The organism is Arthrobacter sp. Y3223164, from assembly GCF_059091005.1.
The window spans coordinates 1-1,876 of sequence record NZ_JBNHGF010000464.1 but is presented as its reverse complement, the minus strand read 5'-3'; the positions used below and the strand labels follow the sequence as shown (position 1 = coordinate 1,876).

Below are 1,876 nucleotides of genomic sequence, written 5' to 3'. Positions count from 1 at the left end.
GGCACGGAGGCCGCAGGACGCCGCCGCGGCGGGCCGTCGGGTTAGAGTTCCGGTGCGCGGTCCGCCGGCAGGGCACCCTCGTCTTCGGGGTGGCGGCTGAGGTTGACCAGGGCCAGTGCCAGGCCTCCCCAGACCGTCAGGATGGAAATGATCAGCATGACAATTGCTGCGGTACTCACGGCTGTGTCTCCTTCAGGGTGTGGGCATCCAGCTCCGGGTCGTTGGCCGCCGACTTCTTGCTCCAGGGAATCAGCGACAGGATGAAGCCGGCCACGATCAGGGACCCCGCCATGCCCCAGCCGAAGACGTTCACGAACCAGTCGGGCATGGGCGGGTCGCCGTAGCCTTCCTGGATCCTCTTGATCAGTTCGCTGATCAGGATGTAGCCCAGCACGATCGGCGAGACGATGCCGACCATGATCCGCCACCCCAGGCCCAGCTTGATGGACGAGACCTCGCTGACGTGTCCGCCCAGCAGCGGCAGCTTGCGGAATCCGTAGGTCACCAGCAGCACGGTCGCCAGGGCGCAGGCCATGATGCCGAAGCTGTTGACGAAGGCGTCGGTGACATCCAGCAGGTTCAGGCCGGTGGTGGTCGGGAACAGCAGGATGGAAATCAACGCCAGCGGAATGCCGACGCACCACGTGGTCTTGACCCGGCTCATGCCGAGCTTGTCTTGGACCGCGGAGATGATGACTTCGATGATGCTGATCAGCGAGGTGAATCCGGCGAACACCAGCGAGCCGAAGAAGAGCACGCCGAGCAGTCCGCCCAGCGGGGCCTCCGAAATGATGGTCGGGAACGCGACGAACGCCAGCCCGATCCCGCCGGCGGCAACGTCGCCGACCTCGGCGCCGGCGCTGAAGGCCATGAAGCCGACCGCCGCGAAGACGCCGATGCCGGCCAGGATCTCAAAACCGGAGTTCGCGAAGCCCACCACGAACCCGGATCCGGTCAGGTCCGTCCGGTGCTTGAGGTAGGACGCGTAGGTGACCATGATGCCGAAGGCAACGGACAGCGAGAAGAAGATCTGGCCGTAGGCCGCGGCCCACACCGTCGTGTTGGTGAGCGCACCCCAGTCGGGAGTGAAGAGCGCGTTCAGCCCGTCGGCCGCACCGGGCAGGAACAGGGACTGGACCACCAGGAGCAGGAACATGACCAGCAGCAGCGGCAGGAACACGATGTTCGCCCGTCCGATGCCCTTTTGGACGCCCGCGGCCAGCACCAGCAGCACCACCGCCCAGACAACCACCAGCGGGATAAGGACCGTGGGCACGAAGTCGAAACCGATGTTCACGTCCTTGCTCACCTGGAGGAACGATTCCATGAAGAATCCGGCGGGGTCGTCCCCCCACTCCTCGGTGACGGAGTAGATCATGTACATCGCCGCCCAGGCGATGATGACGGCGTAGTAGACGCAGATGACGAAGCAGATGGCCACCTGCCACCACCCCAGCCCTTCGGCGCCGCGCGCCAGCCGGCGGTAGGCCAGCGGGGCGGAGCCACGGTGGCGGTGTCCGACGGCGTAGTCCAAAAACAGCAGCGGGATGCCCGCGGACAACAGCGCCACCAGGTAGGGAATGATGAAGGCGCCGCCGCCGTTTTCGTAGGCAACGTACGGGAAGCGCCAGATGTTGCCCAGGCCGACGGCGGAGCCGATCGCCGCGAGGATGAAGACCTTGCGGGTGGACCACATCTCGCGCTTGGGCTTGGCGCCCAACGCTGCCTGCGGGGTACGGGTACTCATGAAGGGACCTCACGGTGTAGGGCTGGCAGTGGTGTGACGCGTGTGACGCCGCGGACCATCCTAGCGCCGTGGGGCGGCTGCCCCGAAAACCGGCCGCCCCGGGCGCCACGCGAGAGCACGCACGCCTCG

The 1,876-nt window shown here is 66.3% G+C and carries 2 protein-coding genes; both read right to left on the bottom strand.

From position 1 onward, the window contains the following. Window positions 1-41 precede the first annotated feature (41 nt). Complete coding sequence (locus AC5RUJ_RS15435; RefSeq protein ID WP_494000583.1) at window positions 42-179, bottom strand: methionine/alanine import family NSS transporter small subunit; 138 nt, start codon at window positions 177-179, stop codon at window positions 42-44. Next, window positions 176-1,747: a sodium-dependent transporter gene (locus AC5RUJ_RS15430; RefSeq protein WP_494128786.1), complete on the bottom strand. Its 1,572-nt coding sequence runs from the start codon at window positions 1,745-1,747 to the stop codon at window positions 176-178. The genes AC5RUJ_RS15435 and AC5RUJ_RS15430 overlap by 4 nt, the downstream gene beginning before the upstream one ends. Window positions 1,748-1,876 lie beyond the last annotated feature (129 nt).

Coding starts and splice junctions, on each gene's coding strand:
- AC5RUJ_RS15430 (WP_494128786.1), bottom strand. CDS start 1,747: ATGAGTACCCGTACCCCGCAGGCAGCGTTGGGCGCCAAGCCCAAGCGC.